This is a genomic window from Marinobacter sp., assembly GCF_041690615.1.
GTDB lineage: Bacteria > Pseudomonadota > Gammaproteobacteria > Pseudomonadales > Oleiphilaceae > Marinobacter.
Genome location: NZ_JAWLGY010000019.1, coordinates 52085 through 77655, shown reverse-complemented (window position 1 = coordinate 77655; position 25571 = coordinate 52085). Strand labels below are relative to the sequence as shown.

Here is a 25571-nt window from a genome sequence, read left to right as displayed (position 1 = left end):
TGGTTCGGCTTCAGAGCCAATCATGAACCGCCGTGGTACGGAACCGTATGCCCGGTGGTGTGAGAGGACGGGGGAGGCAACTCCCCCTCCTACTCGATTGCGGTCCGTGTTTCCGGATCAGCGTGGCAATCTCGCCTGGAACGGCCGCAGGGTGCGGAGTACTTCCCGGATCAGCTTGGGGTTGGCGATGGCCAGTTGCCGGGTGTCACCGGTAGACGGGTTACCGGAGAAGTCGCTGCTCAATACGCCGGCTTCGTTGGCCAGCGCCAGGCCGATATCCAGATCTTCCTGGGACGGGCGGAACAGTACGGCGGCATCCAGGTGTCCAGCTGCGACCCGCGCAATGTCCAGCACACTGCAGCCGGTGCTGCGGACCTGCTGTGACTGGGCGGCCAGCTCTGCGGACAATTCGCCCCAGACCAGTGGCTCATCGGTGCTCCGGGCCTGGTCCAGCAGGTTGGATACCACAACCGCTTCGTTCAGGTGACGGGTTTCGCTGACCCGCATACGGCGGCTGTTCAGGGCGGCGCCCCGGCCCCGGCTGGCAGAATACTCCTCGCCGGTGACCGGATTGATCACCAGCAGGTTCTCGGTGCGGCCGTCCTTTTTCTGTACCAGGGCGACCACAAAGTCGGGAATGCCCCGCAAAAGGTTATCGGCACCGATCACCGGGAAGATGTGCCAGCTCAGGTGACGTCCGTCAGCATTGCCGTCACCGGCGGGTGCAATGTAATGATCCTTGTAGGCCTTCTGCAGCTGTTCGGCAAAGTTCTCGAACATGTTGCCGGTGACCCGGTCCAGCTGACGCTGGCGTTCATCCGCGGCGTTGCCGGTGATATCCTGGCGTTCGAAATGGGCTTTCAGATAATCGGCACCCTGGCGCGCGACACGCAGGGCCATTTTTATGGCTGGTTGCATCGGATTCTTCAGTTTCAGGAGTGATCAAAGGCGCGATCATAGCAAATCGCCGTCGACCCTTGAAACTTTTTCCGGTCCGTAAAGACACCCATGGCAGTGATCCTCAGGACCAGTGTGTGCCTGGCTCGTTAAAATGCGGCTGCCTTCTGGTAACATGGCGGCCTGATTCTGATCCCTTTTCTCCGCACCCGGAACCCGATCGCCCATGCACAAACCCGCACTGCCCAGTACGTTTGACCTTCCTGCCCGGGACTATGTCCGCGTGGTTATGGTGGAAACCTCTCACTCCGGCAATATCGGCGCGGTGGCCCGCGCCATGAAAAACATGGGGCTGGGTAACCTGTGGCTGGTGAACCCCTCGTCCTTTCCGGACGAGACCTCCTATGCCCGCTCGTCCGGTGCATCGGATGTGCTGGATCATGCCAGGGTGGTTTCCACGCTGGACGAGGCGATCGAGGACTGTGTACTGGTCATGGGTACCAGCGCCCGGGGGCGCAAGGTGCCCTGGCCGGTCATGTCTCCCACCGATGCGGCCCGCCAGGTGGGTGAGTACCGGGACCAGGGTCAGGTGGCGCTGGTGTTCGGGCGGGAAAGCAATGGCCTGAGCAATGACGAGCTGCAGCGCTGCCATGTTCACATCCACATTCCTTCCAATCCGGACTACAGTTCACTGAATGTGGCCATGGCGGTACAGGTCATGTGCTATGAAATCCGCATGGAATACCTGCGGGGGCTTGAAAACAGCGATAATAACCCGCAACTCAAGCCTATTACTGCACCTGGAGATGCGGGCTGGGATGTGCCTGCCGCCACTGTGTCGGAGCTGGAGGGCTTTTTCGCCCATCTGGAGACGACACTCGCAGAGATTGACTTTCACCGCAGGGACAATCCCCGCCAGCTTATGACCCGGCTGCGTCGGCTTTACCAACGTGCAAGGCCGGACCAGATGGAGGTGAATATCCTCCGGGGCATACTGACAGCGGTACAGAAATCCACCTCCGCCACAGGCAGGGGTGAGGGGGCACGCAAACAGGACCAGACAGATGTTTGAGCGACTCAAAGAAGATATCGGCAGCGTCTTTCACCGGGATCCTGCCGCCCGTAACACGTTTGAGGTTCTGACCAATTATCCCGGGTTGCATGCCCTGTTGTTGCATCGCCTTGCGCATCGTATCTGGAGGGCCGACTTCAAATGGCTGGCCCGCAGCATCTCCACTTTCTCGCGCTGGCTGACCGGCATCGAAATTCACCCGGGAGCAACCATTGGCCGGCGCTTCTTTATTGACCATGGCATGGGTGTGGTTATCGGGGAAACTACGGTGATTGGCGATGACGTTACCCTCTACCAGGGCGTCACCCTGGGTGGGACCAGCTGGAACAAGGGCAAACGGCATCCCACCATCGGCAACGGCGTGGTTGTGGGTGCCGGCGCCAAGATTCTCGGCCCGTTTGAAGTGGGTGAGGGCGCCAAGGTAGGCTCCAACTCGGTGGTGACCAAGGCCGTTCCTGCCGGCGCCACCGTGGTGGGTATCCCCGGCCGGGTGGTGGTAAAGTCCCGGGACAAGGACGACCGCCGCAAGGAAATGGAAGAGCGTATGGGCTTCGATGCCTATGGGGTTACCGAGGAAATGCCGGACCCTGTGGCCCGGGCCATGCGCAGCCTGCTGGATCACATGCACGCGGTGGATGAGCGGATCGAGAAGATGTGTGTTGCTATCCATAAGGTCAACCAGGACTATGTGGATAATGGCAAGCTGCCGCCGCTGGACGCTGAAGAGTTTGACTGCGTGCGGGATGATTCGGTGGAGCCCGTCGAATCCGCCGAGACCCCTGACGAGGGACAGCGGGCCGAGAGCGGCGCAGAGAGTCGCTGAATACTTGACCAAAACAGTTGGTCAATTCATACTCGGGGCTGGAATTGCTGAACTACTGAGCCGGGACTGCCGTTATGCGATTGACAACCAAGGGCCGCTACGCCGTAACTGCCATGCTGGACCTTGCCCTGCATGGTGACGAGGGGCCTGTCAGCCTGGCGGATATTTCCAGGCGCCAGGGTATTTCGCTGTCGTATCTTGAGCAGCTCTTTTCCCGTCTTCGTCGGGAAAAGCTGGTCAGCAGTGTCCGTGGTCCCGGGGGCGGGTATCGCCTGAGCCGGCCCAGTGACCAGGTGTTTATCGCCGATGTGGTGGACGCGGTCAATGAATCCCTGGATACCACCCGCTGCAGCCACAAGGGCGACTGCCAGAACGGCGAAATGTGCCTGACCCACCACCTCTGGTCCGATCTGAGCGACCAGATCCATCAGTTCCTCAGCCGTATCAGTCTTGCGGATCTGATGAACAAGCGTGAGATCCAGGCGGTGGCTACCCGCCAGGATGGTCAGGTCCGGGACGACCAGCTGGCCGATACCATCAACACCGAGCGTCTGGAAGACCAGGCGCCCGCCTGACCTGAAACAGAGCATGAAAAAACCGGTTTATCTTGATTACGCAGCGACAACGCCTGTTGACCCTGCCGTTGCCGAGGTCATGGCAGGTTACCTGACCCTGGATGGCGTGTTTGGTAACCCGGCCAGTCGTTCCCATGGTTATGGCTGGCAGGCGGAAGCCGCTGTAGAAAATGCCCGGCGGCAGGTGGCGCAGCTGATTGGCGCTGATCCCCGGGAGGTTGTCTGGACCTCGGGCGCCACAGAGTCAGACAACCTGGCCATCAAGGGGGCCGTTGACGCCAACCGCAAGCCGGATGTGCGCCCCCATATTGTCACTTCCGCCATTGAGCACAAGGCAGTCCTGGATACCTGCAGCTGGCTGGAGGGGCGAGGGTGCGACATTACCCGGCTGACGCCCGATGCCACTGGCCGGATCCAGCCGTCCCAGGTGGAGCAGGCACTGCGGCCCGAGACTGTGCTGGTCAGCCTGATGCTGGTCAACAATGAGCTGGGCACCATCAACGATATTGGCAGCATTGGCGCAATGCTGCGCGAGCGCGGCGTGCTGTTCCATGTGGACGCCGCCCAGGCGGCCGGCAAGATGCCGGTGCGCGTAACTGATCTGAAAGCCGATCTGGTTGCACTGTCGGCCCACAAGGTATATGGGCCCAAGGGCGTGGGCGCGTTGTATGTGCGGCGGTCACCGGATGTCCGCATCGAGGCGCAGATTCACGGCGGCGGACACGAGCGGGGCATGCGCTCGGGCACCCTGCCAACCCATCAGATTGCCGGAATGGGCAGGGCCTTCGAGCTGGCCGCCGAGGTGCTTGAAGGTGAAATGGAGCGGCTGGAGACATTGCGCAGCCGGTTCCTGCAGGCGATCGGCGAGCTTGAAGGTGTGAACCTCAACGGCAATGAGTCGGATCGGGTGCCGGGCATCATCAACCTCTCCTTTGATGGCATAGAGGCCGAGTCTCTCATGCTGGGCCTTAGGGAGCTGGCAGTCTCTTCCGGTTCGGCCTGCGCTTCGGCGACCATGGAACCGTCCTATGTGCTCACGGCCATTGGCCTGAGTGAGGCCCGGGCCCATTCAGGCCTGCGGTTCTCTCTGGGCCGTTTTTCCACCAGCGAAGAAGTGGATTTCGCCGCCGGCCAGGTGGTGTCGGTGGTCGAACGTTTGCGTGAGCGTCGTCGCACCTCTGCCTGACGTCGTTGATCTGTCACGGGAAGGGGCCGCTGTCGGTAGGCAGCCGGCCCCTTACTGCGTATAATCTCAGGCCGGAATTTTCACCTGAAAACCAACTGGAGCAAAGATTATGTCCAATGAGCGCACGCTCTCCATCATCAAGCCGGATGCTGTTGCCAAGAACGTCATCGGTGAGATCTACTCCCGCTTCGAAAAAGCCGGTCTGAAAATCGTGGCTGCGAAGATGATGCACCTGTCCCAGGAGCAGGCTGAAGGCTTCTATGCCGAGCACAAGGAGCGTCCGTTCTTTGGTGACCTGGTGGCTTTCATGACCTCCGGCCCGGTTGTGGTCCAGGTTCTGGAAGGCGAAGGCGCCATCGCAAAGAACCGTGACCTGATGGGTGCAACCAACCCGAAGGAAGCTGAAGCCGGGACCATCCGTGCCGACTTCGCTGACACCATCGATGCGAATGCCGTTCACGGTTCCGACTCTGCGGCTTCCGCCGAGCGGGAAATTGCCTATTTCTTCAATGACAGCGAGATCTGCCCCCGCGGCTGATGCTGTCCGGGGTGGCTACGGCCGCCCCGCCTGTTATCTGATTGAGACTGACCATGACTGCTGTTGTTGAGAAAACCAATCTGCTGGGAATGCCCAAGGCCAGGCTGGAGGCATTCTTTGAAACCCTGGGAGAGAAGCGTTTCCGCGCCACCCAGGTGTTGCAGTGGATCCACCAGCGGGGTGTGGACGACTTCGATCAGATGACCAACATGAGCAAGGCCCTGCGTGAAAAGCTCAAGGAAGTGGCTGAGGTGCGTGGACCGGAAGTGGTCTATGACGAAACTTCCCGGGATGGCACTCGCAAGTGGGTCATGCGCATGGATTCCGGCAACAGCGTGGAAACCGTGCTGATACCGGATGGCGAGCGGGGCACTCTGTGTGTGTCTTCGCAGATCGGGTGCAGCCTGGATTGTACTTTCTGCTCTACCGGCAAGCGTGGGTTCAACCGTAACCTGACCGCCGCCGAGATCATCGGCCAGGTATGGGTGGCCCGCAAGGCCTTCATGCCCTTTGAACCCAATGCCGACCGCCCCATCACCAACGTGGTCATGATGGGCATGGGCGAGCCGCTGCTGAACTTCGACAATGTCGTTGATGCCATGAATCTGATGATGGAAGATCTGGCCTATGGTATTTCCAAGCGCCGGGTGACCGTGAGCACGTCAGGGGTGGTGCCTGCGCTGGACCGTCTGGGGGAGGTGACCGACGTCTCCCTGGCCATTTCCCTGCATGCGCCGAATGATGAATTGCGTAATCAGCTGGTTCCCCTGAACAAGAAATACCCTATTGCCGAGCTGCTCGCAGCCACCCGCCGTTACCTGGCCAGGTTGCCGGACAAGCGCAAGGCAACCATTGAGTATACGGTAATCGAGAATACCAACGACCAGCCGGAACATGCCCACCAGCTGGCCGAAGTCTTGCGCGGCCTTCCGTGCAAGATCAACCTGATTCCGTTTAATCCGTTTCCGGAAAGCGATTTCCGTCGTCCGAGCATGAATGCGACGCGCCGGTTCCAGAAAATTCTCAATGAAGCGGGTTACATCACAACCATTCGCACCACAAGAGGCGATGATATTGACGCCGCTTGCGGTCAGCTCGTAGGTCGTGTGGAAGACCGGACCCGGCGCAGTCAGCGCTATATCCCGGTGCACCAGATGACACCCTAATTCCGTTACAGGCTTCAGGAAGAGACCATGCGTTCAGTGTTGTTACCAGGTGCCAGTAGTAGTAACCGTTTCATCCTGTCTTTATGCATGCTCCTCCTCATGAGTCTGTTTGTTGGCTGTGTCACCACCACCGACAGTCGTTTCGCCCGGGAGGAAGACCAGGAGAAGGCAGTTGCCAACTACGTTCAACTGGCCACGGCCTATCTGTCTCAGGGCAACCCTGACCGTGCCCGGAAACATCTGGAAAGGGCACTCGATCTGAAGGCTGACGACCCGGCCGCCCTCGCGACCCAGGGCCTGCTGATGCAGCGGGAGGGCGAGCCTGAGCTGGCTGAGGAATCCTATCGCAAGGCCCTTCGCAGTGACTCGGGTTATACCCGTGGCCGGGTGTTCTATGGTGCGTTCCTCTACCGTCAGGAACGCTTCGAGGAGGCCCGGGAACAGTTCCGTCAGGCCTCCCGTGACACCGGTTATGAGGACCGGGCTTCGGTTTTCTACAACCTAGGGCGCGCCAACGAACGTACCGGAGAACTGGATGCCGCGATTGAGGCGTACCGTCGGGCACTGGAGCTCGGGCGTGGCAATCCTCGCTGGTTGCTGGCGTTGTCCCGAGCCCTGGTGGAAACCGGTGACTACACTGCGGCCTCACAGTATTACAGTCGCCTTACTACCATGATGCAGCGCAGCCCCCAGCTGAACCACACCCCGGAGAGTCTGTTGGTGGGTATCCGGATTGCCCGACATTTCCGCAATTACGATCAGGAGTCCAGCCTCGCACTGCTGCTGCGCAATGAATTCCCGGACTCCGAAGAATACAGACAATACAAGGTGTTAACGGCCGATGACAACGGATAACGCCAAGCAGGAAAGCCGCCAGCCAGGTGTCGGCGAGCGCCTCAGAAAAGCCCGTGAAGCTGCCGGGCTGACTGTTACCGAAGTGGCCGATCGGCAGCATTTGCGCCCGGCGGTGATTTCGGCCATCGAGAACGGTGATTACCGCCAGATTGACAGCGAGCTGTTTCTCAAGGGGTATGTGCGGACCTATGCGTCCCAGGTAGGCCTTGATCCGGAAAGCGTGATTCGGCAACTGGACCGGGAACTGGAACCCCTGCGTGAAGAGCAGAAGGCGCGGGTTGAAGCCAACCCCCTGATCACCATTGAGCGCCGCAAGCGCCGTAAGCGGCAGATTGCGCGCATCGTCGTGGTACTGGTAATACTGGCAGCCGTCTTCTATGGCGCCTCCCTGTACCTGGCCCGGCAACAGGCAACCACGTCCGACTCCCCGGCTGAACCGGCAGAAGCACCGGCAGGTGAGGAGGAAACCGTAATACCCGAAGAATCCGGTGATGAGGCCGACGACGGGTTGACCGACGACACTTCCCCGGAAGGGGGTGACCAGGACCTCGCTTCCTTGTCTGATAACCTGTCCGGCCCTGAAGATACAACCATTGAAGACACTGCCCCGGAACCGGTGGTTGAAACCCGTGCGATGGCAGACGGCGGGGCCGGCTCGGGGGATGGTGGTGGGCCGTCAGCCTCCGCTACCGGGTCCGAGATAACGGTGGCGTCGATGGACGACGGTGAAGAGCCGGCAGTACGATCCGAACCCCTGGATCAGTCGACCCCGACAATGGATGTAACCGAAGAAGGGCGGCTGCAGGTGGAATTTTCCGGCGATTGCTGGATCGAAGTGCAGGACGGCTCCGGACAAACCCTGGAGGCTTCGCTGCGTTCGGCCGGCGACACCCTGGAACTGACCGGTGAGCCGCCCCTGAGAGTGGTTCTCGGAGCGGTCAGTGGTGTTCAGTCGGTGCGCTATAGTGGCGAAACGGTCGACCTGACTGATCGCCGGGTAAGGAACAACCGGCTGGTGCTTAACCTGCCGTAACGGGCACAGGTACGCGGTTTTATCCCGTTGCCGTCCCAGCGACGATTTCATTTTTCACATCGGTTTGGCCGTTTATGAAACTCGAATCCCCCATCAAAAGACGTAAATCCCGTCAGATCCATGTTGGAAACGTTCCCGTTGGTGGTGATGCGCCTATTGCGGTGCAGAGCATGACCAACACGGAAACCTGCGACGTGGACGCTACGGTCGCCCAGATCGAGGCGCTGCAGCTGGCTGGTGCCGATATTGTAAGGGTTTCTGTGCCCTCAATGGACGCTGCGGAGGCCTTTGGCAGGATTCGCGCCAGGGTGTCCCTGCCGCTGGTGGCCGATATCCACTTTGATCACAAGATTGCCCTTCGGGTTGCCGAGCTGGGCGTTGACTGCCTGCGGATCAATCCCGGCAATATCGGTCGGGAAGATCGGGTCAGCGCTGTTATCCAGGCTGCACGGGATCGTGGCATTCCCATGAGGATCGGGGTGAACGCCGGCTCCCTGGAAAAGAGCCTCCAGCGCAAGTATGGCGAGCCCACAGCCGATGCGTTGGTGGAGTCCGCCATGCGGCACATCGATATTCTGGACAGGTATGATTTCCAGGATTTCAAGGTCAGCCTGAAGGCGTCCGAGGTCTTCATGACCGTGGACGCCTACCGCAAGATTGCCAGTCAGATCGAGCAACCCCTGCATCTGGGCATCACTGAGGCCGGCGGCTTCCGCTCCGGCACTGTGAAGTCCTCCATTGGCCTGGGCATGCTGCTGATGGACGGCATCGGGGACACCATCCGGGTGTCGCTGGCGGCGGACCCGGTGCAGGAAATCAAGGTGGGCTTCGATATCCTCAAGAGTCTGCGCCTGCGTAGCCATGGCATCAACTTCGTGGCCTGTCCGAGCTGTTCACGGCAGAACTTCGACGTCATCCAGACCATGAATGACCTGGAAGCCCGCCTGGAAGACGTCAATGTTCCGCTGGACGTGGCCATTATTGGGTGCATTGTGAACGGTCCGGGGGAAGCCAAGGTAGCAGACCTGGGCCTGACCGGTGGTTCGCCGAAAAACCTGTTCTACGCCGCTGGCAAACCCAACCAGAAACTGGACAATGCCACGCTCACGGACGACCTGGAGCGGCTGATCCGTGAAGAGGTCGCCCGGCGCCAGGAGCAGGAAGACTCGATTATTGCGAAGTCCGGCCAGTAACGGCACGGGCTTCTGACCAACAGAAAAAGGTTCTACTTTGGCTAAGATTCAGGCAATCCGCGGGATGAACGATATCCTGCCCGAGCAAACCCCCGTCTGGCAGTACCTTGAGTCAAGGGTGCGTGGGGTGCTGCAGTCTTATGGCTACCAGGAAATCCGTATGCCGGTGGTGGAACATACCGAACTGTTCCGCCGTTCCATCGGCGAGGTTACCGACATTGTCGAAAAGGAAATGTACACCTTCGACGATCGCAATGGTGACAGCCTGACTCTGCGGCCTGAAGGCACCGCCGGTTGCGTGCGTGCGGCCGAGGAGCATGGTCTGTTGTTCAATCAGACCCGGCGCCTGTGGTACACGGGACCCATGTTCCGCCATGAACGTCCCCAGAAGGGGCGCTATCGGCAGTTCCACCAGATTGGCGTGGAATGCTTTGGCATGGAAGGGCCGGATATTGATGCCGAGCTGCTGATTCTCACGGCCCGGTTGTGGCAGGCGCTGGGTCTGCAAGACCATGCCCGGCTGGAGATCAACAGTATTGGTACCGCCGAGGCCAGGGCTGAATACCGCCAGGCGCTGGTGGATTACCTGGGGGATTACCGGTCCGACCTGGATCCGGACAGCCAGCGCCGCCTGCTGACCAATCCGCTGAGAATTCTGGATTCCAAGAATCCCGAGACCCAGCGCATCCTCGAGAATGCGCCATCCCTCGACGACTTCCTTGATGATGAGTCCCGCGAGCATTTCGAGCAGCTTACCGACATGCTTGACGCGGCCAGGGTGGCGTACACCGTGAACAACCGGCTGGTGCGGGGCCTGGACTACTACGGCAAGACCGTGTTCGAGTGGGTCACCGACAGTCTCGGCGCCCAGGGCACCATTTGTGCCGGGGGCCGTTACGACGGACTGGTTGAGCAGCTTGGGGGGCGACCCACAACGGCGGTAGGCTTTGCCATGGGCATGGAGCGACTCATTCTGTTGCTCGAGACCCTCGAGCTGGTGCCACCCGAGGTCAATAACGAAGCCGATGTCTACGTTACTGCCATGGGAGAAGCGGCTGTCACAGAAGCCTTTCGGATTAGTGAGGCAGTGCGCTCGGCCCTTCCGGGCCTGACTGTCGTCACCCATTGTGGTGGTGGCAGCTTCAAGAGTCAGATGAAAAAGGCCGACCGCAGCGGTGCCCGGGTGGCGATCATCATCGGCGAGAACGAAGTCCGCGATGGTGCGGTTGGCGTCAAGTATCTTCGCGAGGAACGGGACCAGGAACAGGTGGCGCTGGAGCAGGTTGGCAGTCACCTGGCCAGTCAGTTTGGCACCTGACCTTCGCCTTCTCACAGCACCAGAGTAAACCATAATCAGAACCGGAAAGGACACTCAGGAGTCACCATGGCCGAAATGCGGACCGAAGAAGAACAGGTAGAAGCCATCAAACAATGGTGGAAGAAAAATGGCAGTTCACTGCTGATTGGTATTGCCCTTGCCCTTGCCATTGTCTTTGGCTGGCAGGCCTGGCAGAACCACCAGGCCAACAAGCAGGCACAGGCTGCCTCGGATTTCGGCCAGCTTATGCAGCAAGCCACCGAGGCTTCCTCTGACGAGGACCGTGAATCTGTAGCCTACCTGGCTAACCAGGTCCGGGATGATCACGGTGATACCGCCTATGCCGTTTACGCCATGCTGATTCTGGCAAACCAGCAGATGATGGCGGATAACGATCCGTCAGCAGCGGCCGAATCCCTGCAGTGGGCCCTGGACCAGTCAGGCTCCAGCGAGGCGCTGTCTCTGGTAGTGCGTACCCGGCTTGCCCGGGCCCAGTATGGTGCGGGAAATTACGATGAAGCCCTGGCAACGGTGCGCGGTGCTGACAACGCTGGTGAGTTTGAAGGCCTGCTGGCAGAGCTTGAAGGTGACATCCTGCTGGCACGGGGCGACCAGGCCGGTGCCGAGGAAGCCTACCTGAGGGCCCGCGATGTCGGCGGTGATGGTGGCGTCGGATTGCTGCGGCAAAAGCTTGCCAGCCTCGGTGTCGGAGGTGATGCGTGATGGGTTTCAGCCGCGGCCTGAAATCGTTTGCCATGCCCCTGGCCCTTGCCGGCCTGGTCTCGGCGATGGTGGGGTGCAGCTCGTCGGAAAATCTGGAAAAGCCGGATCCTGTGCCAGAGGTTGTTTCCTCGGTCACGCTGAAAGAGCAGTGGTCCCTGAAGGTGGGTGACGGTCATGACGGCGAATACCTTCACCTGGAACCGGCGATCGTCGGCGGCAGCCTTTATGCCGTCTCGGCGGACGGCGAACTGGCTGCGGTAGGTCCGGCTACCGGTAAGGTGCGCTGGCGTAAGAATCTTGACGATCGCATCATGGCGGGCGTCGGCGGCGACAGCCGTCAACTCTATGTGGTGAACCGGAACGCTGAACTGATCGCCCTCGACCGGCGGGAGGGGGAAGAGAACTGGCGCCTGCGCCTGCCGAACGAGGTTCTGGCGCCACCCCAGTCCAATGGCAACCTGGTATTGACCCAGACCATTGACGGCAAGGTAGTTGCGGCCGACGCCCGTAGCGGCGAACGCCTCTGGCAGTACGATGCGCCTTCGCCATCGCTGTCTGTTCGTGCCACCGCATCCCCGGTAGTTGGTGGTGAGCTGGCGCTGGTTTCCCTGGCGAATGGGCGTGTGGTGGCCCTGGCCCTGGCCAACGGTCAGCCGGCCTGGCAATACGTGGTTGGTGAGCCGGCCGGCCGCACCGAACTGGAGCGTCTGGTGGATGTGACCGCCCAGCCGGTTATTGTCGAGGGCGCGGCCCTGCTCGCCGGTTACCAGGGCAAGCTGGCCCTGGTGGACCTGCGCAATGGTGAGGAAATCTGGAGCCGTTCCACATCCACCTTCCATAGCCCCGCGCTGGGTCCTGAGCGGGTATTTGTGGTTCGGGACAACGGCGATGTGACAGGACTGGACGCCCGCAGCCTTGAAGAGGTGTGGGCCCAGGACGGACTATCATGGCGGCGCTTGTCGGCCCCGACTGTGCTTGGTGACCAGGTGGTCGTCGGTGACTTCGAGGGTTACCTTCACCTGCTTTCCCAGGAAGATGGCCAGTTCCAGGGCCAGATCAAGTTTGATGGTGAGGGCATCCGCGCACCGATGCTGCGCTGGGAGGACCGCCTGATTGTCTATGGCAATGGTGGTCGCCTCGCGGTGTTTACCCTTGAGAACCGCGACTGACGTATTGTCCTGTGGCCTGGTACGACCGGGCCGCAGGCGCAGGGACATTTCCCATACTTACTTTTTAACCCCAGGCAATCCTCAATGACACCCGTAATCGCTCTGGTGGGCCGCCCCAACGTAGGCAAATCCACCCTGTTCAACCAGATGACCCGTTCCCGCGATGCGTTGGTGGCGGACTTTCCCGGCCTGACCCGCGATCGCAAGTACGGTGACGGTAACTATGAGGGTCGTCGCTTTATTGTCATTGATACCGGCGGGCTGACCGGTGATGAGGCAGGACTGGATGCGGAAATGGCGCGCCAGTCCATGCAGGCGGTGGAGGAGGCCGATATTGTTCTGTTCCTGGTGGACGGACGCTCCGGCCTGACCGCCGGCGATGAAATGATTGCGGATCACCTTCGTCGTTCCGGAAAGCCGGCCCACCTGGTGGTCAACAAGACCGACGGCCAGGATCCGGAAGTAGCGGCGGCCGACTTCTATTCCCTGGGGTTCGAGTCGGTCTATCAGATCGCCGCAGCCCATAACCGCGGTATCCGCTCCATGCTGGAGCACCTGCTTGGTGAACTTGCCGAGGAGGAAGAGGACCGTGCTGACAAATACCCCGGCATCCGTATCGGTGTGGTTGGTCGCCCCAATGTGGGTAAATCAACCCTGGTGAATCGCCTGCTGGGAGAAGACCGGGTGGTGGTCTATGACATGCCCGGCACCACCCGGGACAGCGTTTATATTCCCTATGAGCGCCAGGGCGAGCAATACACCCTGATTGACACCGCGGGAGTACGGCGCCGCAAGAATGTGCGGGAAGTGGTGGAGAAGTTCTCCATCATCAAGACCCTCAAGGCCATTGAGGATGCCCACGTGGTGATCCTGGTGATTGATGCCAGGGAGGGATTGGTGGACCAGGACCTGCACCTGATCGGGTTTGTACTGGATGCCGGACGCTCCCTGGTTATTGCTGTCAACAAGTGGGACGGCATGGACCCGGAAGAGCGGGACCGTGTCAAGGAACAGGTCCGGCGCCGGCTGGACTTTCTGGACTACGCTGACAAGCACTATATTTCAGCGTTACATGGCTCCGGGGTAGGGCTGCTTTACGATTCCATTGGCGACTGCTACGAGTCAGCCATGGCGAAATGGTCCACCAACCGGCTGACCGCCATCCTGCAGGACGCGGTGGCCCAGCATCAGCCGCCCATGGTCAGGGGACGCAGGATCAAGTTGCGTTACGCCCACCAGGGTGGCTCGAACCCGCCGGTTGTGGTGGTGCATGGAAACCAGACCGATGCACTTCCCGGTGCCTATAAGCGCTACCTGGAGAACACGTTCCGCAAGGTTCTGAAGGTTAACGGTTCGCCCATCCGCTTCGAGTTCCGCTCCGGTGAAAACCCGTTTGCTGACAAGGTGGACCGGCGTACGCCGCGACAGAAGGTCAAACAGGACAATGACCTCAGGAAAGGCCGCCACGTCAAGAAGACCCGCATGAAGAGCAAGAAAAAGGGCTGAACCCTGCCTAGCCCCTTTCCTGTTCTATCCGGCGGCTTCCGCCTGGGCCGCCTGTACCGCTGTCAGGGCGATGGTAAACACGATGTCGTCCACCAGGGCACCCCGTGACAGATCGTTAACCGGCTTGCGCAGGCCCTGCAGCATGGGGCCGATACTGACCACGTTGGCGCTGCGCTGGACCGCCTTGTAGGTGGTGTTGCCAGTGTTAAGATCCGGGAAGATAAACACCGTCGCCTTGCCTGCAACCGGACTGTCAGGGGCCTTGCTCCGGCCCACGTCCGCAATGGCCGCCGCGTCATACTGCAGCGGGCCGTCGATCACCAGGTCGGGGCGTTGTTTGCGGGCAATGCGGGTAGCCTCCCGCACCTTCTCCACGTCGGCACCGCTGCCGGAGCTGCCGGTGCTGTAACTGATCATGGCCACCACAGGCTCGACACCGAATGCCTTTGCGGAGTCCGCGCTCTGGATGGCGATGTCCGCCAGTTCCTCGGCGTTCGGGTCCGGGTTGATGGCGCAGTCGCCGTAGACCAGCACCTGTTCGGGCAGCAGCATGAAAAACACGGATGAAACCACCTTGGCATGGTCTGCGGTCTTGATCAGCTGCAGGGCTGGGCGCACGGTGTTGGCGGTTGTGTGAATGGCGCCGGAAACCAGGCCGTCGGCCTCGTCCAGTGCCACCATCATGGTGCCCAGTACGACGTTGTCCTCCAGCATGGCTTCCGCCATGTCCGGCGCGAGTCCCTTATGCTGGCGCAGTTTGACCATGGGGTCCACATAACGACCACGGACGTCCGCCGGGTTGATGATCTCCAGTTCTTCTGGCAGCGAGAGTCCCTGGGATTCTGCAACGGCTCCGATTTCTTCGCGATCGCCCAGCAGGATGCAATGGGCAAGTTCCCGTTGGGTGCAGATGATGGCGGCCTGGACGGTGCGGGGCTCATTGCCCTCCGGCAGTACGATGCGTTTACCCGCTTCCCGGGCCAGCCGTGATAGCTGGTAACGGAAGGCCGGGGGCGACAGGCGACGCAGGCGCTCGACCTTCAGATGCTGCTGCAGCCAGTCGGCATCCAGGCGGGACGCTACGGCCTCCATTACCTTCTCAATACGGTCCGGGTCATCCGCTGGTACGGCGCCCGGCAGTTCGGCCAGTTGGTGGGCCGTCTCGTAGGTGTTGGTTTCCGCCTTCAGTACCGGCAGGCCCGTGGCCAGGGCACGGCGACACAGTTCAATGGTGCGCTGGTCCGGCATCAGGCCGCCGGTGAGCAGCAGGCCGGCCAGGGGGACCCCATTGAGAGCGGCCACGGCAGTGGCTACCAGGATGTCTTCCCGATCCCCGGGAGTGACCATCAGTGTGCCCGGCCGCAAGGTGTCGATCATGTTCGGTATGGTGCGGGCGCAGACTGAAACCTTCTGCACCCGGCGGGTATCGAGGTCCCCTTCGTGGAGGATTTCCGCTGGCAGGTCCCGGGCGATATCTGACATGCGAGGAGAAAGCAGGTCCGGCTGCCAGGGGATGGTCGCCAGCAGGCGCAGCCGGCCTGAGCTGAATACCCGGCACTGGCTTTCGTAATCCGGGCCGGGTTCCGGCTCCCGCTGGTTGAAGGTGGGCAGGAAGCCGGTCTGTTCCGGTTTGCCTACCTTGTTGAGAACCACGCCGATCACGTCCGGGTCTTCCGGATCGGCGAACAGCCTGGCGGAAAAGTCCAGCCATTCGTCCAGTTCCTGGCACGCCCGGCCGTTCGGGCTGCATACGAGAATCACGTCGGCGCCGAGGTTACGGGCCATTTCCACGTTCATGCGGGCGGTATAGGCCTCACTGCGGTCCGGTACCAGGCCTTCGACGATCACCACGTCCACGTCCCGGGCTACCTGCTGGAAGCGCCCCACCATGTTTTCCATGAACTCATCGGTCTTGCCCCGGTTGAGCAGGTTCTGGGCTTCCTTGAGGGGTATCGGGTTTGGCGGGTTGAGGTCCGAACGGGCACGGACAAACGGCACCGAGAAGTCTTCCTGGGAGCTTTCCCCGGCCGAACGGGCCGGCTGGCTCACCGGTTTGTAGAACCCGACGCGAACGCCGACACGGTCCAGGGCACGGAGCAGGCCCAGGCATACCGACGTGAGGCCGCTGTCCAGTTCCGTGGGTGCGATAAAGAGACTCTTTGCCATGGTCAGTTCCTTCAGTGGTGCCGGTTTGGCCGTGGGTGGATATCTGCCCGTACCAGTGCCCTCGCTTCCCGGGCAATCATTGCTTCCTCGCGGGTGGGGATCACCATCACCGGGAAGCGGCTTTCGGCTGCCTCGATATGGCCGCCGCGCCGGCGCCCGTGGTCACGGTTGGCATCAGCGTCGATACGAAAACCCGGCAGGGTGAGGTGCTCCAGGGTGCGGGCACGGACGTCGGTACTGTTCTCACCGATGCCGCCGGTAAATACCAGCGCGTCAAGCTGGTCCAGGGACACCATCATGGCGCCGATGTAACGGGCGAGGCGGAAACAGAACACTTCGAAGGCGTCTCGGCAATAATCGTTGCCGTCTCTGGCCGCGCTGACCAGGTTGCGCATATCACTGGTATGGCCGGACAGACCCAGCAATCCACTTTCCCGGTTCAGGATACGATGGGTTTCCCCGGCGTCCAGGCCCTTGGCGGACAGGAAATCGAACAGGCCCGGGTCCACATCGCCACTGCGGGTGCCCATGACCAGCCCCTCAAGGGGTGTGAGGCCCATGCTGGTGTCGACGCTGCGGCCCTTGCTAATAGCGGTAATACTGCAGCCGTTACCCAGGTGAGCGGAAATAATGGACGTCTGGTCAGGGCGTTTTCCCAGCCGGCGCGCCGCTTCCTCTGCCATGTACTGGTGGCTGGTACCATGGAAGCCGTACCGGCGTACCCCGAACTCCTCGTAGAAGCGTCGTGGCAGGGCGTATAGCCAGGCATGCCGGGGCAGCGTCTGGTGGAAGGCGGTGTCAAAAACCGCTACCTGGGGCACCGCAGGGAAAAGTTCCCGCGCGGCCTCGATGCCTTCCAGGTTCACCGGATTATGGAGCGGCGCAAGATCCGCACAGGCCTTGATGGCACGGATCGCCTCATCGTCGAGCAGGGCGGCCCGGTGGAAGGTTTCCCCGCCGTGTACCACCCGGTGACCGATGGCGGTGGGCTGACCATCCAGGTGACCGTTGTCCTGCAGCCACTGGATCGATGCGCTCAGGGCCTGATGGTGGCTGGACTTGTCCGGGAGGGGCACCGGGTCGGTGTTATCTGGAACCAGCCTGGCACCCGGCTGGCCCAGTTTTTCGGCGAGGGCGCTGACCAGCGCGGTGCCCTCTGCATCGAATACCGCAATCTTCACGGAGGAGCTGCCGCAGTTTATGACCAGTATCTGATCATCCATGGGTAACAAAATCCTTGGCTAGATGGGTTGTTGATGGTCCCTGTGATTGATTCCGGATCCATGGAATGATTCAGTGATCCCGAAGCCAGGCCAGGAAATCCGCGTCCGGCGCCGGCCGGCTGTAATGATAGCCCTGGGCAAAGTCACACTGATGGCTCTGGAGAAAGTCACCCTGGGCAGCCTCTTCAACGCCTTCGGCCACCACTTTCAGGTTCAGGCTGTGGGCCATATTGATTATGGCCCGCACCAGGGACGCGTTGTCCTCGGACACGAGCACATCGGAGACGAACGACTTGTCGATCTTGAGCGTATCAAAGGGGTAACTCTTCAGGTAACTGAGGGCTGAGAACCCGGTTCCAAAGTCATCCACGGACAGCCGGATACCCGCCTGATCCAGTTCCTGCAGGATGGTAGCGGTTTCAATACTGTTGTCCAGTATCAGGCGCTCGGTGATTTCCAGCTCCACGCGATCCGGTGGCATGTCGCAGTCAGCCAGTATCTGCAGGGTGGACTGGACAAACTCCGGGTCGCGGAACTGGCGTGGGGACACGTTCACTGCGATGCGCAACTCGCGGCCCGTGGCTTCCTGCCACCCCCTGGCGGCCAGGCAGGCCTGCTCCAGCACCCAGCGCCCAATCGGGATGATCATGCCGGTTTCTTCCGCCAGGGGAATAAACCGGTCCGGCATGATCAGGCCCATAACGGGGTTGTTCCAGCGCAACAGGGCTTCGGCGCCGGTTACCTTACCGGTTGCGGTCTCCACAATGGGCTGGAACCACAGCTCAAATTCGTCCAGTTCCTGGGCGCGGCGCATGCGGGATTCCATCTGCAGGCGTTCGTGGGACACTTCCTTCATCTCCGGGGCAAACCGTTCCCATGCACTCTTGCCCTTGTGCTTGGCCTCATACATGGCCGCATCGGCATTCTGCAGAAGGGTACCCGTGTTATCGCAGTCAGTGGGGTAGATGGCGATCCCGATACTGGTGGTGACGAAGACTTCCTGTCCACCGAGGATAAAGGGTGTACTGAACCCTGCCAGAATACGGTCGGCGACCTGCTCGGCGCCGCTGGCCTCTTTCAATCCCGGCAGTACCACCAGGAATTCGTCGCCGCCCAGGCGCGCGACGGTGCTGGTGCCACGGAGGCTGGCCGAGACCCTGCGGGCGGCTTCCACCAGAAGCGTGTCCCCGGCATCATGGCCCAGGGTGTCGTTGATGTGTTTGAAGTTATCCAGATCGAGGAACATCACCCCCACCAGGGCCTTTTCACGCTGGGCCTGGGCGAGGGCGAGCTTCAGGCGATCCAGGGCGAGCATCCGGTTGGGCAGGCCGGTGAGGATGTCGTAGTTGGCCTGGCGCAGAAGCTGCTGTTCGTAGCGTTTGCGGATAGAGATGTCCTCTCCGACCACCAGAAAGTTGGTCACCCGGCCTTCGGGGTCCTTGATGGACGTGACAACGATCTGCTCCCAGAAGCGATCGCCGTTCCGGCGGACGCTGTTCACCTCTCCCTGCCAGACACCGACCCGCTGCACCTGCACCCGAATGGTCTGCCAGAGTTGCTGGGTGCTGCTGGTACTGCGTCCGCCAAGAGCGAGGTCGCCCGGGCGCTGCCCGATAACCTGGCTCGCAGGATAACCGGTCAGCTGGCTGAATTTCTGGTTGACGAATTCAATCCGCCACTGGCGATCACAGATCATCACCGATGAAGGACTCTGCTCCACCGCCATCGACAATTTGCGAATCTCGGACTCATCCCGCTTGCGCCGCTCCAGGTCCTGGGCCAGTCGTTCCCGCATCTGGTTGATGGCATCGGTGACCTGGCCGAGTTCGTCGGCCCGGTGGCGCTGGTTATCCGGGCGGTCAAGCCTCAGCGGGGTGTCGAGGTTGTCGAGGGAAAAATCTCTCGCATAGGACGCCATATTGGTCAGGTGGCGTATCACCACCTGCCGCAGAATCCACAGGATCACGATTGCCAGCAGGAAGGTCTTGAAGAACTGGGTGGTCACGATTACCCAGAAACGCTGCCGCAGATCGGAGTAACTGCGTTCCAGCGAGGCGGTAACCGTCAGCCTGCCCAGCTGTGTCTCCGGGGTACCTTCGTGGGCTATTTCGAAGCTGTGCTGGCGGGTGGGGGTGCCGTTATCGGGCTGATTGCCGAGCACGAGCTCCGAGTCCGGGTAGATCCGCAGGCGCAGGTGGACAATGTCCGGCAGCGACAGGATGCCTTCCAGCTGGATCTGCAGGAGGTTCTGGTCCAGCGCCCACAGGCTGCGGGACAGGCTGGACTGGTAACTGGTCTCGATAACCCGGAACCGGTCATCGATCACCGAAACGTCCTTGCGAAAGTCGGTGTAGATCTGCAGGCCTGAAGCTATAAGGCTGAAAACAGTACTGAACAGCAGGATATACGCCAGCAAACGGAACGACAGGGGCGAGCCGCGGCGAAACTGCTGAATACGCGATATCAATCTGGCCATCCCGTTCGTCTGTGCTGCTTTGCGGGTGAAGAAGTCCCGAGCCCTGATGAGTCGGCCGAACGACCTGCCTGGCTGCGCTGTCCTGGTGAGCAGCCCTGCAGGCGCTTGTGGAAACTATAGCAGTCTGTAGCCATGAGTGCGTGTTCGGGGTGGCAGGTCATGGTGCGGAAAAACCCCGGAGCACCCGTACACGCTATTGATACACGTCAATATCAGCCGGGCGGGGCAGGCGTAATCTGAAAACAGAAGATGACTGAACGTGTAATTCACAGGAGAAACTGCCATGTATATGGACGCAGTCGTAATTGCTGGTGTCGGAACTGTGCTGCTGATGGTGGGCTTTATGGCTGCGGTAGGGTATTTCGTCATGCGTGACGCGAAGAACAAGGCGGTCAAGGCGGGTGACAGAAAACATCACAGCCATTGAGAAAGAGTGGCGTCCCCTAGGGGGTTCGAACCCCTGTTGCCGCCGTGAAAGGGCGGAGTCCTAGGCCACTAGACGAAGGGGACGCATTTCTCGAAAACCTTGCCTCGTCGAGGTGGCGCGTATATTAAGAATGCGCCCTGCGGGTGTCAACTGTTGCCTGCAAAAAAATTCTGCCGGATATCCGGTAACGTTCAGGCCGGCCGGGCCAGCGCCTCCCGAAGTGCTTCCTCGAGATCCGGGAGATCGAATTCAAAGCCTTCTGTCTGCAGCCGCTCTGGCAGGGCCCTCTGGCCTGTCAGCAGCAAGCGGGACATTTCCCCCAGGGCCAGTTTGAGGACGGGAGCGGGTACCGGGAACAGTGCCGGCCGTCCCAGTACCTTCGCCAGGGTCCGGGTGAACTCCCGGTTGGTGACCGGATTGGGGCTGACCACGTTGTAGGCTCCACGGGCGTTGCCGTTCTCTGCCATCCACCGGATGGCCCTCACCACATCCCGCCGGTGTACCCAGGGCATATACTGTTGGCCAGAGCCGATCCGGCCGCCAAGACCGAGGCGGAAAGGCAAAACCATCCGCTCCAGGAAACCGCCGTCACGACCGGCTACAACGCCGGTGCGGGAATAGCAGACCCGGACCCCCTTTTCGGCGAGGGGCGAAGCCGCTTTCTCCCAGTCGGCACAGAGCCGGTGACTGAATTCGTCGTTCGGTGGTGTGGTTTCCGTAACCGGCTGGTCTCCCTGGTCCCCGTAAAAGCCAACGGCTGAACCGGAGACCATCACTTCCGGCAGTCGCTCGCAGCTCAGAAGGCTGGTAACCAGTTCCCGGGTCAGGGCGATCCGGCTGTCCCGTAGCGCCTGTTTGCGCGCCTCGGTCCAGCGCTTCTCCGCAATACCTTCGCCGGCCAGGTTGATGACCATGTCATACCCCGGGCCACCGCTGATGGCCGTCAGATCACCAATGGGCGTGACCCGGCCACACAGCGCGCGAACAGCTTCCGGGCTTTGCCGGCTCAGTACGTCCAGCTTGTACCCCGCCTGCAGCAACTCCGGACATAGCACCTGGCCGATAAATCCGGTACCACCGGTTACCAGTATGGATTTATCGGCCATGGGACGCCTCCAGTGAATCCGTGACAATCTCCTTCAGTGCCTGACCCAGACGAGGGTCTTCACCGATCGGTGGCAACAGGGTGACTTCCACACCAAACCGTTCCCGGTAGGCATCGAGCATGGCGGGCACGTCCTTGCGGAGGTGGCGACCGGCGGCCAGGAACAGGGGTACTACCCGAATATCGGTTATTCCGTCCTCAGCGGCCTGTTCCACTTCCGCTTCCAGTGATGGCTCGGCCAGCTCCATATAGGCCACCCTGGCCTCCGGAAGGCTGTTCAGGGTCGGCCGGGCGAGGGCTTCGAAGGTTTCACACCAGCGGCGGTCACTACTGCCGTGGGCGAGTAACAGAATCCGTGTTTTGGCCGTCATGGATCAAGGCTCCTTTGGGTATGATCAGAATCAGTGTATAACTGCGCAATCCTGACTGCGAATCTCAACAGCCGGAGACGTTATGTTCGCTTGGCATGAACTTCTGGATTTCTGGTTTGGCCCGCTGGATGAACATGGACTGCCTGACAGGGACCACCGGGAGCGATGGTTCCGTTCTTCCAGGGCCTTCGACCAGGAGATCCGGCGACGTTTTATTTCCATGGTCCTGTTCGCCTCCGAGAACGGACTGGATCACTGGCGCCAGGAGCCCGGTGGGCGGCTCGCGGAAATTATCCTGTTGGACCAGTTTACCCGTCATATTCACCGGGGCGGCGAGCTGGCTTTCTCTAACGATCGTCAGGCGGTCACGCTATGCCTTGAGGGCCTCGAAGCGGGGGCCGATACAAGGCTGGTGCCGATTCACCGCGCGTTCTTCTATATGCCTCTGCAGCACTCAGAAAAGCTGGTACACCAGGATCGTTCCGTGGCGCTCTACGAGCAACTCGCCGCAACCGGGGATGGTCCATTGGGAGAATTCCTGGCCAGCTTCCTTGAGTCAGCCCGGGATCACCGATCGGTTATCGGCCGGTTTGGCCGCTTTCCCCATCGAAATCGGGCACTGAAGCGTCGCCCGACCCCGGAAGAGGAAGCCTATCTGGGAGGCGGCGGCAAGACCTATGGTCAGGGGTGAGCCGCCAGCGCCGGTGAGGCTTCGAAATTTTTTCACAAAACGGTTGACGGTTCCGGTCCGATCAGTAGAATACGCAGCCGTTGAGAGGCCAAGTGCCTTTGACAAGCGGGAATAGCTCAGTTGGTAGAGCACAACCTTGCCAAGGTTGGGGTCGCGAGTTCGAATCTCGTTTCCCGCTCCAGATTCCGAAAACCCGGTCCGAAACGACCGGGTTTTTTCGTCTCAGGCCCCTCACTGTGGCCGAACTTCAGTATACTGGCGCGGTTCCTGTACCCAGGCCCGGAAGCCCATGAAGATCAGATCCCTGTTTTACTATCCCGTCAAATCCCTGGCCGGCATCGCCACCGATACCCTGCCGCTGGACCGTTTCGGGCCGGCAGCCGACCGTCGCTGGATGCTGGTGGATGATCAGGGCCAGTTTGTAACCCAGCGGAAACACCCGGCCCTCGTGCGCATCAGGCCGTCCCTTGCTGGTGATCAGCTGCTGCTGGATATACCCGGGCATGGAGCTGTCGCCGTTACTGCGGGTAGCCGTGAGCGGGAAGTGACTGTCTGGCGTGACCATGTGGCCGGCGTGCTGGAGGCTCAGGGCGGCGCATCTGCAGCGATATCGGCATTCCTTGGAAAGCCGGTTTCGCTGGTTTACATGCCTGAGAGCGTCACCCGACCGACCAGGCACCAGGACCTTGCCGGGATTCATCCAGTCAGCTTCGCCGACGGTTTCCCGTTTCTGGTGACCAATCAGGCGTCGCTGGATGACCTGGCCCTGCGATTGCCGGGTTATGGTGATATGCGTCGTTTCCGGCCGAATGTGGTGATCGAGGGCGCCGCAGCGTGGCAAGAGGATGACTGGCAGACGCTGCTGCTGGGCGAGGTCAGGGTTCGCATGGTCAAGCCCTGTAGCCGCTGCATCATGACAACGGTGGACCCGGACACCGGTGAACGCTGTTCTGGCGGCGAGCCCCTGAAAACCCTGGCAGGCTTCCGGCGCACCGGTGACGGCGTGATGTTCGGCGTTAATGGTGTGCACGATAACACGGGTACCCTGCGTGTCGGGGATCCGGTTACGCTAATTGATTCAAAGGAGTAACACCGGCGATGCCATTGCTGACCCTTGAAAATATCTCCCTGGCGTTCGGCATGCAGCCACTGCTGGACCAGGCGTCCCTGGTTATCGAGCCCGGCGAGCGAGTCTGCCTGCTGGGGCGCAACGGTGAAGGCAAGTCCACGCTGCTGAAGATCATAGCCGGTGACGTGACTCCCGATGGCGGGGTGGTACGTCTCGACAGCGGTGCGAAGCTAGCGGTACTGCCCCAGATGCTGCCCTCGGATGATACCCGTACGGCCTACGACGTGGTTTCCGGTGCCTTTCCGGAAACCGGCGAACTCCTGGCGAGGTTTCACCACCTTTCCCATCAGGCGGATGAAGCCTCCCTCGATGAGATGATGAAGGTGCAGGAACGACTGGAAGCTCTGGATGGCTGGCGCCTGGACCAGAAAGTAACGGCGATTCTGCAACAGTATCGCATCGATCCCGACCAGACCCTGGACACATTGTCGGGTGGCTGGCAGCGCCGGGTACTGCTGGCAAAGGCATTGGTGGCCGAGCCTGATATCCTGTTACTGGACGAGCCCACGAACCACCTGGATGTACCGGCCATTGCCTGGCTTGAGGATGCACTGGCCCAGTTCCGCGGCGCCATTGTGTTTGTCTCCCATGACCGCGCCTTTATCCGTCGCATGGCTACCCGGGTGGTGGAGCTGGACCGGGGGCACCTGGTCAGCTTTGCGGCCAGCTACGACAAGTATCTGGAACTTAAAGAGAAGGCCCTGGAGGAGGAAGAACGCCAGAACGCCCTGTTTGACAAGCGCCTGAAACAGGAAGAAGCCTGGATTCGCCAGGGCATCAAGGCTCGCCGTACCCGCAACATGGGTCGGGTGAGGGCGCTCAGGGCCATGCGGGAGGAGCGTCGCCAACGCCGTGAGCGGGTTGGTACCGCGAGCTTCTCGGTGGAAGATGCATCCCGATCCGGCAAACTGGTGGTCGACGCCGCCCATGCCGGTTTCCGGTACCAGGATGGCAAGGAAGTTATCCGCGACCTTACCCTGACCATCCTCCGGGGCGACAAAATCGGTCTGGTGGGTGAAAACGGCACCGGCAAGACCACACTGGTTCGACTTCTGCTTGGCGATCTCGAACCCACGGTGGGGCGCATTCGTCTGGGCACAAACCGCCAGGTAGCCTACTTTGACCAGCTTCGTGGTGAACTGGACCTGGACCGGAACGCGCTGGATAACCTCTCGGAGGGCCGGGAGTTTATCGAGATCAATGGCCAGCAGAAGCATGTGCTGGGTTATCTGCAGGAGTTTCTGTTCTCCCCGGAACGGGCCCGGTCTCCGGTGCGGGTTTTCTCGGGCGGCGAACGGGCCCGCCTGCTACTGGCAAAGCTGTTCAGCAAGCCTGCCAACATCCTGGTGCTTGATGAGCCGACCAACGACCTGGACGTGGAAACCCTGGAGCTTCTTGAAGCCCGCCTGGTGGAGTTCGCCGGCACGGTGATCGTCATCAGCCACGACCGGGAATTCCTCGATAACATCGCGACCGACACCCTGTTCCTGGACGGCTCCGGACGGGTGCGGGAATACGTTGGCGGGTATTCGGACTGGCGCCGGCAGGGCGGTCGTTTTCCGGCAGAAGTGGAACCGGCAGGTTCTCGGGACGCCGGAAAAAAGGGCGACAGCAAGGGTGGCGGTGCACGGACGGCCACCGCTCCGGACTCCGGCAAGGCCGCCGCACAGCCGCCAGCATCTGCTGACAAGCGCGCGGTCAAGCTCAGTTACAAGCACAAGCGTGAGCTCGAGCAGCTGCCAGGGCAGATTGAGGAACTGGAATCGAGGCTGGAATCCCTGAACGAGAGGGTTTCGGCACCGGATTTCTATCAGCAGGGCACCGATGGGGTAAACGCGGTGCTGAAGGAGTTGGCGGATACGGAGGCGAGCCTGGAGCAGGCCATGGAACGCTGGATGGAACTCGAAGAAATGCAGAACGGTGGCTGAC

The 25571-nt window shown here is 60.9% G+C and carries 23 protein-coding genes and 2 tRNA genes; 18 read left to right on the top strand and 7 right to left on the bottom strand.

All coding sequences use genetic code 11. The features are described from left to right. Positions 1–117 precede the first annotated feature (117 nt). Positions 118–918, bottom strand: coding sequence for an inositol monophosphatase family protein (locus tag ACESMZ_RS13645; protein ID WP_372957202.1), 801 nt, complete (start codon positions 916–918; stop codon positions 118–120). Between the two features lie 205 nt (positions 919–1123). Between ACESMZ_RS13645 and trmJ the strand changes: the two genes are divergently transcribed. The 13 genes from trmJ (at position 1124) to der (ending at position 14054) form a co-directional block, all read left to right on the top strand. After that, a complete protein-coding gene (gene trmJ, locus ACESMZ_RS13640; protein ID WP_372957203.1) occupies positions 1124–1969 on the top strand; it encodes a tRNA (cytosine(32)/uridine(32)-2'-O)-methyltransferase TrmJ in 846 nt (281 codons plus the stop codon). Further along, positions 1962–2792, top strand: a complete 831-nt coding sequence (gene cysE, locus ACESMZ_RS13635; RefSeq protein WP_372957204.1) for a serine O-acetyltransferase — start codon at positions 1962–1964, stop codon at positions 2790–2792. The genes trmJ and cysE overlap by 8 nt, the downstream gene beginning before the upstream one ends. A gap of 74 nt (positions 2793–2866) precedes the next feature. Beyond that, on the top strand, positions 2867–3367 hold the full coding sequence (gene iscR, locus ACESMZ_RS13630) for a Fe-S cluster assembly transcriptional regulator IscR (RefSeq protein WP_372957205.1): 501 nt from the start codon (positions 2867–2869) through the stop codon (positions 3365–3367). Positions 3368–3380: 13 nt separating this feature from the next. Beyond that, positions 3381–4553: an IscS subfamily cysteine desulfurase gene (locus ACESMZ_RS13625; protein WP_372972778.1), complete on the top strand. Its 1173-nt coding sequence runs from the start codon at positions 3381–3383 to the stop codon at positions 4551–4553. A 109-nt stretch (positions 4554–4662) separates the two neighbouring features. Next, positions 4663–5091 (top strand): nucleoside-diphosphate kinase, encoded by a 429-nt coding sequence (ndk, locus tag ACESMZ_RS13620; RefSeq protein WP_091848273.1) that lies wholly within the window; start codon positions 4663–4665, stop codon positions 5089–5091. A 53-nt stretch (positions 5092–5144) separates the two neighbouring features. Further along, positions 5145–6257: a 23S rRNA (adenine(2503)-C(2))-methyltransferase RlmN gene (rlmN, locus tag ACESMZ_RS13615; RefSeq protein ID WP_372957207.1), complete on the top strand. Its 1113-nt coding sequence runs from the start codon at positions 5145–5147 to the stop codon at positions 6255–6257. Between the two features lie 99 nt (positions 6258–6356). Then, complete coding sequence (gene pilW / locus ACESMZ_RS13610; protein ID WP_372957208.1) at positions 6357–7112, top strand: type IV pilus biogenesis/stability protein PilW; 756 nt, start codon at positions 6357–6359, stop codon at positions 7110–7112. Continuing rightward, positions 7099–8145 (top strand): RodZ domain-containing protein, encoded by a 1047-nt coding sequence (locus ACESMZ_RS13605; protein ID WP_372957209.1) that lies wholly within the window; start codon positions 7099–7101, stop codon positions 8143–8145. The genes pilW and ACESMZ_RS13605 overlap by 14 nt, the downstream gene beginning before the upstream one ends. A 74-nt stretch (positions 8146–8219) precedes the next feature. Next, positions 8220–9338, top strand: a complete 1119-nt coding sequence (ispG, locus tag ACESMZ_RS13600; RefSeq protein ID WP_372972777.1) for a flavodoxin-dependent (E)-4-hydroxy-3-methylbut-2-enyl-diphosphate synthase — start codon at positions 8220–8222, stop codon at positions 9336–9338. Between the two features lie 64 nt (positions 9339–9402). Further along, complete coding sequence (gene hisS, locus ACESMZ_RS13595) at positions 9403–10656, top strand: histidine--tRNA ligase (RefSeq protein WP_372957256.1); 1254 nt, start codon at positions 9403–9405, stop codon at positions 10654–10656. Positions 10657–10722: 66 nt separating this feature from the next. Then, a complete protein-coding gene (locus tag ACESMZ_RS13590; protein ID WP_372957211.1) occupies positions 10723–11379 on the top strand; it encodes a YfgM family protein in 657 nt (218 codons plus the stop codon). Then, positions 11379–12548 (top strand): outer membrane protein assembly factor BamB, encoded by a 1170-nt coding sequence (gene bamB, locus ACESMZ_RS13585; protein ID WP_372957212.1) that lies wholly within the window; start codon positions 11379–11381, stop codon positions 12546–12548. The genes ACESMZ_RS13590 and bamB overlap by 1 nt, the downstream gene beginning before the upstream one ends. Positions 12549–12632: 84 nt before the next feature. After that, on the top strand, positions 12633–14054 hold the full coding sequence (der, locus tag ACESMZ_RS13580) for a ribosome biogenesis GTPase Der (protein WP_372957213.1): 1422 nt from the start codon (positions 12633–12635) through the stop codon (positions 14052–14054). Positions 14055–14078: 24 nt separating this feature from the next. Here der and pta read toward each other — a convergent pair whose 3' ends face one another. From pta to ACESMZ_RS13565, 3 genes are all read right to left on the bottom strand, one after another. After that, the gene (gene pta, locus ACESMZ_RS13575; RefSeq protein WP_372957214.1) at positions 14079–16220 is read right to left on the bottom strand and encodes a phosphate acetyltransferase; all 2142 of its coding nucleotides are present in this window, start codon (positions 16218–16220) and stop codon (positions 14079–14081) included. Between the two features lie 11 nt (positions 16221–16231). Next, positions 16232–17443, bottom strand: coding sequence for an acetate/propionate family kinase (locus ACESMZ_RS13570; RefSeq protein ID WP_372957215.1), 1212 nt, complete (start codon positions 17441–17443; stop codon positions 16232–16234). Between the two features lie 70 nt (positions 17444–17513). Beyond that, positions 17514–19919 (bottom strand): EAL domain-containing protein, encoded by a 2406-nt coding sequence (locus tag ACESMZ_RS13565; RefSeq protein ID WP_372957216.1) that lies wholly within the window; start codon positions 19917–19919, stop codon positions 17514–17516. A 283-nt stretch (positions 19920–20202) separates the two neighbouring features. Between ACESMZ_RS13565 and ccoM the strand changes: the two genes are divergently transcribed. After that, positions 20203–20346: a cytochrome c oxidase subunit CcoM gene (ccoM, locus tag ACESMZ_RS13560; RefSeq protein WP_372957217.1), complete on the top strand. Its 144-nt coding sequence runs from the start codon at positions 20203–20205 to the stop codon at positions 20344–20346. Between the two features lie 7 nt (positions 20347–20353). Here ccoM and ACESMZ_RS13555 read toward each other — a convergent pair. From ACESMZ_RS13555 to ACESMZ_RS13545, 3 genes are all read right to left on the bottom strand, one after another. Then, a tRNA-Glu gene (locus ACESMZ_RS13555) sits at positions 20354–20429 on the bottom strand. Positions 20430–20537: 108 nt separating this feature from the next. After that, positions 20538–21452 carry a TIGR01777 family oxidoreductase gene (locus tag ACESMZ_RS13550; protein ID WP_372972776.1) on the bottom strand — a complete coding sequence of 305 codons (915 nt, stop codon included), beginning with the start codon at positions 21450–21452 and terminating at the stop codon, positions 20538–20540. Continuing rightward, the gene (locus tag ACESMZ_RS13545; protein WP_372957219.1) at positions 21442–21822 is read right to left on the bottom strand and encodes a sirohydrochlorin chelatase; all 381 of its coding nucleotides are present in this window, start codon (positions 21820–21822) and stop codon (positions 21442–21444) included. Before ACESMZ_RS13545 ends, ACESMZ_RS13550 begins: the two co-directional genes overlap by 11 nt. Before the next feature lie 82 nt (positions 21823–21904). Between ACESMZ_RS13545 and ACESMZ_RS13540 the strand changes: the two genes are divergently transcribed. The 4 genes from ACESMZ_RS13540 (at position 21905) to abc-f (ending at position 25570) form a co-directional block, all read left to right on the top strand. After that, positions 21905–22513, top strand: a complete 609-nt coding sequence (locus ACESMZ_RS13540) for a DUF924 family protein (RefSeq protein ID WP_372957220.1) — start codon at positions 21905–21907, stop codon at positions 22511–22513. A 105-nt stretch (positions 22514–22618) separates the two neighbouring features. Next, a tRNA-Gly gene (locus ACESMZ_RS13535) sits at positions 22619–22694 on the top strand. A gap of 108 nt (positions 22695–22802) precedes the next feature. Continuing rightward, a complete protein-coding gene (locus tag ACESMZ_RS13530) occupies positions 22803–23603 on the top strand; it encodes an MOSC domain-containing protein (RefSeq protein ID WP_372957221.1) in 801 nt (266 codons plus the stop codon). Between the two features lie 8 nt (positions 23604–23611). After that, positions 23612–25570, top strand: a complete 1959-nt coding sequence (gene abc-f, locus ACESMZ_RS13525) for a ribosomal protection-like ABC-F family protein (protein ID WP_372972775.1) — start codon at positions 23612–23614, stop codon at positions 25568–25570. The last annotated feature ends 1 nt before the right edge of the window (position 25571 follow it).

What these genes read in the sequence shown, in the direction of transcription:
- ACESMZ_RS13645 (WP_372957202.1), bottom strand. Translation starts at nt 918, where the DNA reads ATGCAACCAGCCATAAAAATGGCCCTGCGTGTCGCGCGCCAGGGTGCC.
- trmJ (WP_372957203.1), top strand. Translation starts at nt 1,124, where the DNA reads ATGCACAAACCCGCACTGCCCAGTACGTTTGACCTTCCTGCCCGGGAC.
- cysE (WP_372957204.1), top strand. Translation starts at nt 1,962, where the DNA reads ATGTTTGAGCGACTCAAAGAAGATATCGGCAGCGTCTTTCACCGGGAT.
- iscR (WP_372957205.1), top strand. Translation starts at nt 2,867, where the DNA reads ATGCGATTGACAACCAAGGGCCGCTACGCCGTAACTGCCATGCTGGAC.
- ACESMZ_RS13625 (WP_372972778.1), top strand. Translation starts at nt 3,381, where the DNA reads ATGAAAAAACCGGTTTATCTTGATTACGCAGCGACAACGCCTGTTGAC.
- ndk (WP_091848273.1), top strand. Translation starts at nt 4,663, where the DNA reads ATGTCCAATGAGCGCACGCTCTCCATCATCAAGCCGGATGCTGTTGCC.
- rlmN (WP_372957207.1), top strand. Translation starts at nt 5,145, where the DNA reads ATGACTGCTGTTGTTGAGAAAACCAATCTGCTGGGAATGCCCAAGGCC.
- pilW (WP_372957208.1), top strand. Translation starts at nt 6,357, where the DNA reads ATGAGTCTGTTTGTTGGCTGTGTCACCACCACCGACAGTCGTTTCGCC.
- ACESMZ_RS13605 (WP_372957209.1), top strand. Translation starts at nt 7,099, where the DNA reads ATGACAACGGATAACGCCAAGCAGGAAAGCCGCCAGCCAGGTGTCGGC.
- ispG (WP_372972777.1), top strand. Translation starts at nt 8,220, where the DNA reads ATGAAACTCGAATCCCCCATCAAAAGACGTAAATCCCGTCAGATCCAT.
- hisS (WP_372957256.1), top strand. Translation starts at nt 9,403, where the DNA reads ATGAACGATATCCTGCCCGAGCAAACCCCCGTCTGGCAGTACCTTGAG.
- ACESMZ_RS13590 (WP_372957211.1), top strand. Translation starts at nt 10,723, where the DNA reads ATGGCCGAAATGCGGACCGAAGAAGAACAGGTAGAAGCCATCAAACAA.
- bamB (WP_372957212.1), top strand. Translation starts at nt 11,379, where the DNA reads ATGGGTTTCAGCCGCGGCCTGAAATCGTTTGCCATGCCCCTGGCCCTT.
- der (WP_372957213.1), top strand. Translation starts at nt 12,633, where the DNA reads ATGACACCCGTAATCGCTCTGGTGGGCCGCCCCAACGTAGGCAAATCC.
- pta (WP_372957214.1), bottom strand. Translation starts at nt 16,220, where the DNA reads ATGGCAAAGAGTCTCTTTATCGCACCCACGGAACTGGACAGCGGCCTC.
- ACESMZ_RS13570 (WP_372957215.1), bottom strand. Translation starts at nt 17,443, where the DNA reads ATGGATGATCAGATACTGGTCATAAACTGCGGCAGCTCCTCCGTGAAG.
- ACESMZ_RS13565 (WP_372957216.1), bottom strand. Translation starts at nt 19,919, where the DNA reads ATGGCCAGATTGATATCGCGTATTCAGCAGTTTCGCCGCGGCTCGCCC.
- ccoM (WP_372957217.1), top strand. Translation starts at nt 20,203, where the DNA reads ATGTATATGGACGCAGTCGTAATTGCTGGTGTCGGAACTGTGCTGCTG.
- ACESMZ_RS13550 (WP_372972776.1), bottom strand. Translation starts at nt 21,452, where the DNA reads ATGGCCGATAAATCCATACTGGTAACCGGTGGTACCGGATTTATCGGC.
- ACESMZ_RS13545 (WP_372957219.1), bottom strand. Translation starts at nt 21,822, where the DNA reads ATGACGGCCAAAACACGGATTCTGTTACTCGCCCACGGCAGTAGTGAC.
- ACESMZ_RS13540 (WP_372957220.1), top strand. Translation starts at nt 21,905, where the DNA reads ATGTTCGCTTGGCATGAACTTCTGGATTTCTGGTTTGGCCCGCTGGAT.
- ACESMZ_RS13530 (WP_372957221.1), top strand. Translation starts at nt 22,803, where the DNA reads ATGAAGATCAGATCCCTGTTTTACTATCCCGTCAAATCCCTGGCCGGC.
- abc-f (WP_372972775.1), top strand. Translation starts at nt 23,612, where the DNA reads ATGCCATTGCTGACCCTTGAAAATATCTCCCTGGCGTTCGGCATGCAG.